We start from the raw sequence: 708 nt of genomic DNA, 5'->3' as shown, positions 1-708 counted from the left end.
GATCGAGCCGACCTCGCAGGCTTTCGCGGCCGCCGCCGCCACACTGGTGATCCTGGTTCTGTCGGCATCGGCGCTGTGGATCGATTTGCGCTTCCGTCGCCAGAAGCTCGAGGTCGACCGCATGCACGGCCTGGCCAATGCCGCCGTGGAGGGGCTGATCGTCTGCGACGGCAACCGCATCATCAGTGCCAATGACAGCATTGCGGCACTGACGGGCAAAGCAACAGCGACCCTGAACGGAATGCAGCTTGGCGATCTCTTCGGATCCGATATCTCGGGCTTCGGCGAACAGCCGCAGGAGGCCGAATTGAGCGGTCGCGATGGCACGAGCATTCCTGTCGAGCTGATCGCCAGGAGCATCGACTACTGTGGCAAACCGCACAACGTGGTCGCGGTCCGCGACATTCGCGAGCGCAAGAAGGCGGAACAGGAGATCCTGCGGCTTGCCCATTTCGATCCATTGACCGGACTGGCCAATCGCCGCAGCTTTTCCGGCCGGCTGGAGACGGAAATCGCTGCGATGGTCCGGACCAGGAAAGGCGGCCAGCTTGCGCTTCTGCTGCTTGATCTCGACCGGTTCAAGGAGGTCAACGACCTGTATGGGCACGGCGCAGGCGACGCCATGCTGCAGAAGGTTGCGCAGTGCGCGACCGGTATCCTTCGTCCAGGGCAGATGGTGGCGCGGCTGGGCGGCGATGAGTTCGCCAT

1 protein-coding gene is annotated in these 708 nt (G+C 63.4%); it reads left to right on the top strand.

What is annotated here, in order from left to right:
- Positions 1 to 708 (top strand): diguanylate cyclase (locus ENZ74_RS33490; RefSeq protein ID WP_164761483.1); only part of this gene is annotated, 708 nt, incomplete at both ends.

The organism is Mesorhizobium sp. M7A.F.Ca.CA.002.15.2.1 (assembly GCF_003998715.1).
GTDB lineage: Bacteria > Pseudomonadota > Alphaproteobacteria > Rhizobiales > Rhizobiaceae > Mesorhizobium > Mesorhizobium ciceri.
This window is presented reverse-complemented; position numbering and strand designations above follow the sequence as displayed.